This window comes from Catenibacterium sp. UBA627 (genome assembly GCF_002299355.1).
GTDB classification, from domain to species: Bacteria; Bacillota_I; Bacilli_A; order Erysipelotrichales; family Coprobacillaceae; genus Catenibacterium; species Catenibacterium mitsuoka.
This window is the reverse complement of record NZ_DBPF01000062.1, coordinates 1-5059: the sequence shown is the minus strand read 5'-3', so window position 1 is coordinate 5059 and position 5059 is coordinate 1. Positions and strand designations below refer to the sequence as shown.

The following is a 5059-nucleotide window of genomic DNA, read 5'->3' as shown; positions in this document are numbered from 1 at the left end:
ATAAAAAAAGGGGATAGCAACAGCTATCTCCTCATGACTATTCTTCATCAAATAAAATTAGATCATCAAATGTCTGTCTTCTTACAACGACTCTTGATTCACCTTCATAAGTGAATACTACAGCTGGTTTAGGTAACTGGTTGTAATTAGAAGACATAGAGTAGTTATATGCACCTGTAGAGAATACTGCAAAAATATCTCCTGGCATAATATTAGCTGTAACTGGTAAATCCTTAGTAATCATATCAGCACTTTCACAGATCTTACCTACAACTGTTACAGTCTTAGTTTTTGTTTCTCCTGCTTTATTTGCGACAATACCATCATATTTCGCATCATATAAAGGTGTACGGATATTATCAGACATACCACCATCAATAGAGACATAAGTACGTACATCAGGGATTTCTTTAATACATCCTACTGTATAAAGAGTAATACCTGCATTACCTACAACATAACGTCCTGGTTCAATCATAACAGCTGGACGTTCCCAACCATGACTATCATATTCATTATAAATAACTTTCATGATTTCTGATGTAATAGATTCAAAATCAAGTGGTTCATCCCGTTTAGTATAAGCAATACCATAACCACCACCGGCATTAATCTTACTTGTTACAACACCAAATGTATTATAGATTTCATTTACGAACTTCATGAACTGAAGCATTGCATTCACATAAGCGAATAAATCAAATACCTGAGAACCGATATGACAATGAATTCCTTCATATTCGATATTATCAGACTCTAAGATTCGCTGAATAGCTTTTAAATAGATACCATAATGAGAACTAAAGCCAAACTTAGTATCCTTATGACCAGTCATGATATAGTTATGACCACCGGCTTTAATACCAGGGACAATTCTTAAAGTTGCTTTGACTTTCTTACCTAGCTTACCTGCAATCTGTTCACAGTTTTCAATTTCATAGAAATTATCTACTACGAAATGAGTCACATCATGACTTAATGCATATTCAATTTCTGAAGGAAGCTTATTGTTTCCATGGAAGTATATCTTATCTGGATCAAATCCAGCACGTAATGCGATACTGATTTCTCCTGCAGATACGCAGTCAATTCCAATACCATATTCGCTTGCAAGCTTATAGATTGCAAGACAGCTAAAAGACTTAGATGCAAATAATGGAAGTGCCTTTTCATACTTATCCATGAACTTTGTCTTTAATTCATTCATCTGATGTCTAATATGACCTTCACTCATAACATAAAGTGGTGTGCCATACTGCTTTGCGAGATCAGATGCTTTAATACCATCTATATATAAATCATTGCCTTTTATATCAGCAAACTGTGTCTGTAATACCATACCATTCCCCTTAATATAATGTTTTTAAATCAAATAAACCTTTGTCTTTATTCATTAATGCCTTTAATGCAGCAACAGCACCATTCGCAAATACTTCTTTAGAAAGAGCTGTATGCTTTACTTCTACGATTTCATCCTGTCCTGCAAACATTACTGTATGTTCACCAAAGATTGTCCCACCTCTTATAGATGAAATACCTACTTCATTTCTTTCTCTCTTACGATGAATAGAATGACGATCATAAGTAGGTTCTAATGAATCATCTAAAGCATTATTAATACCATCATATAACATCACTGCAGTACCTGATGGTGAATCAATCTTTTGATTATGATGTTTTTCCATGATTTCAATATCAAAATGATGTTCAAAGAATTCTTTCGTAAATTCACTCACCATCTTATTCATCATAGCCACACCATAAGAAGTGTTATAAGACTGGAAGAGGGCAATCTCATGAGATGCTTCTTCAATCTTCTTTAAGTCTTCTGCACTAAAGCCAGTAGTAGCGAATACAACTTTACACTTATTCTTTAATGCATAAGATAGAATGCTATCTAGATTGGCAGGATGTGAGAAATCAATAATGGCATCAATATCATCCTGTACTTCATCTAATGACTTATATGCAGGTACTTCTGGCTGTACATCAAACACAGGAGATACAACACCAGCTAATTCTAAATCTGCATCATTCATTACTGCATGGGCTACTTTCTTCCCCATTAAACCATAACCATATACTAATACTTTCATCTTAATAACCCTTGCTTTCAAATTCTTTCATTGCATCAAATAATAACTTCTTATTTTCTTCTGTAGTTGGAATAAGAGGCTGACGAAGCATATCACTTTCAATAACACCCATATGCTTTAAAGCAGCCTTAGGCATGATTGGATTAACATCAATGAATAAATATTTAGAAACATCATTTAAATCATAAGCCATCTTTCTAGCAAGTTCTAAATCACCCTTTAATGCAGCCTGTGCAAACATTTCTGTTTCTCTTGGATAAAGGTTAGATAATACTGAAATAACACCTTTTCCTCCTGCTGCGATAAATGGAAGAATATTATCATCACATCCAGAATATAAATCAAAGTCCATATCCTTAGTACGTGTTAATACTTCCATTGCATATGCAATATCATCTGTTGCATCTTTCATAGCAACAATATTAGGAACCTTTGCAAGTTCTACTACTGTATCTACACTGATCTTCATACCAGTTCTACCTGGTACATTATACATAATAAGTGGTAAATCACTTGCAGCAGCAACAGCCTTATAATGTTCAATTAAACCTCTCTGAGAAGTCTTATTGTAGTAAGGTGTTACAACTAAGTTTGCATCAGCACCTGCTTCAGCATTGAACTTAGCCTTTCTAATAGCCTGTGCAGTATAGTTAGAACCTGCACCTGCAATAACCTTTACACCTGTACCCTTAGCCATTTCTACTGTAATCTTAGTGAGTTCAAATTCATCTTCAATATCAATAGTTGCAGGTTCACCAGTAGTTCCGTTGACAAGTAATGCTTTTACACCACCATCAATCATTCTCTGTACCTGTCTTTTATAACCTTCGTAATCAATACTTCCATCTTCAAACATTGGTAATACCAATGCAACACCTGTACCTTCAAAAATTGGTTCCATTTTATGCTAATTCCTCCTGAATCTTTTCTAATGCTTTCTTTAAATATTTCTTTTCTATAACATATGAAATAGATACTTCACTTGTTGTCACTTGAGCAAATGGGATTTGGTTATCACCTAGAACTTTGAATAACTTACTTGCAAAACCAACTTCATTTTCCATATGACCTTCTACAACAAGCTTACCTACATTCTTAGATGCAAATACACCAATACGTGGGTGATTTTTCTTAACTTCTTCAATAGCCTTGTTTAAAGCACTTTGTGCTTTTGCATCACATGTGAAATCAATACGCATTTCATCTTCTAGCATGACTGATGAGATCATATCGATGTTCACACCTTCACGACTAATTGTTTCAAACACATCAGCCACAAAGAGAGGATTCTTTTCAACATTCATTAACTTCACTTGAATAATGTCTTCTTCAATCTCCAATCTTGTAATCACACTGTTCATCTTCATCATCTCCATTTTTCTATAAAAAAATATTGCAATGGTGCCATTGCAATATAATTAGTAATCTTCATTATATTCAATAGCGCACCACAAATATTTTGTGACAGTGAATAAGATCTTCTCTTATCCCCCAGATAACAGTTCATATACAGTTCCCTGTCTCTTCGGCATTTGCTCCCCCTTCATTATCTGGCTGTATCCATTAATAACGAATTCTTAACGCATGCACCTCTATTTGCCAACATAATAACATATTATCAATCATAAAAAAAGTGATTTTCTTCTAAATAGTGCATATATTCTTTGATCCAGGGACTATCTACCGCATATCGCTGAAGCATTAATACAACTTCCTGCCCTTGATACATGAAGCGCATCTCTGATTCAGCCCCTTTCTTTTTCACTTTAAAATCTGTCACAGATTGATAATCAAAGAAATAAACTTCTTCTATAAACTTTAAATTCTCATAACACATAAAAGTAATACCATCGTAATCAAAACTCATCATATAAAAATGCACTGGTTTACCATGTACATGACCTAACCACATTGTGAAAGCTGTCTTTTTCCAATCTACTTCATATTTCGTATGGGCAAAAGCTACATTATTATGAAATGGGATTCTTGATAAACGAATGTAATCTTGTAATAATTCTTCTCTCTTATTCATGGATTTCTAAAGGCAATTGATCAGGATCTTTAAAAAATGTCATTTTCTTGCCTGTAAATGTATCATAACGGATTGGTTCTGTTTCAATACCCAATGCATTTAATTCTTTGACTGTTTCTTCTACATCTTCTACCTTAAAAGCCAGATGTCTTAGTCCTGCAGTTTCAGGGAAAGGATGTAGTGGGGCATCAGGTTTAATAAATATTTCTAATTCCATATCTCCAAGTTGAAGATCTAACTTGATATCCTGTTTATCCTCTCTCTTGTTTTCTCTAATAATATTAAAGCCTAATTTATTGACATAAAAGTCAATTGTTTGATCATAATCTTTTGTAATGATCGCAATATGATGTACTGTGTCTAATCTCATAAGAACACCTCCTGTTACTATTATATCATTGACATCAAGAATGATATATAGTTATTATAATACAAACCAACTAATGAGGTAGGTAATACATGAATAAGAAAACAATTATATATTCTATTAAATCTGCACTCCCTGTTATAAATTTGTGGCGAAAAAAACCACACGCTTGCGTGTGGGATAAAAGCCACATTTCACTTGATAAATACTAAGAAAAATGATATATAATCTGTTATGAAATGACGATTGTCAAGTGGAAATAACACATTTCTTTGATTTTCGTTTTTTCCGTTTTTTCATTTTATTTTGTTTTTTAAATCAAGGACATAGGACAAGAAACTTCTATACAGATTTATCGGCGGTTGGCCACTCTGTTATTCGTGGATTGGTTACCTCAGGTCAATGGTTTCGCCGCAAGTTTCTTTGTCTATGGTCGTGAATCAAATCTTTGGAATAAGAAGTGTCTACATAGATTAGTCTTGAATAACTTTAACCATCTTCTTATAGAGATTTCCTGTCCAATAGCCTCGATTCTTTTTTGTTACTAAATATTAATTTTATTAA

The 5059-nt window shown here is 33.6% G+C and carries 6 protein-coding genes and 1 riboswitch; all 6 genes read right to left on the bottom strand.

Annotated features, from left to right (window positions below; translation table 11 throughout):
• Nucleotides 1-37 precede the first annotated feature (37 nt).
• A complete protein-coding gene (lysA, locus tag B2S90_RS04415; protein ID WP_286696589.1) occupies nt 38-1339 on the bottom strand; it encodes a diaminopimelate decarboxylase in 1302 nt (433 codons plus the stop codon).
• 10 nt (nt 1340-1349) lie between these two features.
• Nucleotides 1350-2096, bottom strand: a complete 747-nt coding sequence (gene dapB, locus B2S90_RS04410) for a 4-hydroxy-tetrahydrodipicolinate reductase (protein ID WP_286696588.1) — start codon at nt 2094-2096, stop codon at nt 1350-1352.
• 1 nt (nt 2097) lies between these two features.
• Nucleotides 2098-2997 (bottom strand): 4-hydroxy-tetrahydrodipicolinate synthase, encoded by a 900-nt coding sequence (dapA, locus tag B2S90_RS04405; RefSeq protein ID WP_270468299.1) that lies wholly within the window; start codon nt 2995-2997, stop codon nt 2098-2100.
• A gap of 1 nt (nt 2998) precedes the next feature.
• On the bottom strand, nt 2999-3457 hold the full coding sequence (locus B2S90_RS04400; protein WP_022424590.1) for an ACT domain-containing protein: 459 nt from the start codon (nt 3455-3457) through the stop codon (nt 2999-3001).
• Between the two features lie 72 nt (nt 3458-3529).
• Nucleotides 3530-3699: riboswitch (Lysine riboswitch) on the bottom strand.
• Nucleotides 3700-3714: 15 nt separating this feature from the next.
• Nucleotides 3715-4128 carry a hypothetical protein gene (locus B2S90_RS04395; protein ID WP_279148616.1) on the bottom strand — a complete coding sequence of 138 codons (414 nt, stop codon included), beginning with the start codon at nt 4126-4128 and terminating at the stop codon, nt 3715-3717.
• On the bottom strand, nt 4121-4498 hold the full coding sequence (locus B2S90_RS04390) for a VOC family protein (protein ID WP_278861626.1): 378 nt from the start codon (nt 4496-4498) through the stop codon (nt 4121-4123). The genes B2S90_RS04395 and B2S90_RS04390 overlap by 8 nt, the downstream gene beginning before the upstream one ends.
• Nucleotides 4499-5059 lie beyond the last annotated feature (561 nt).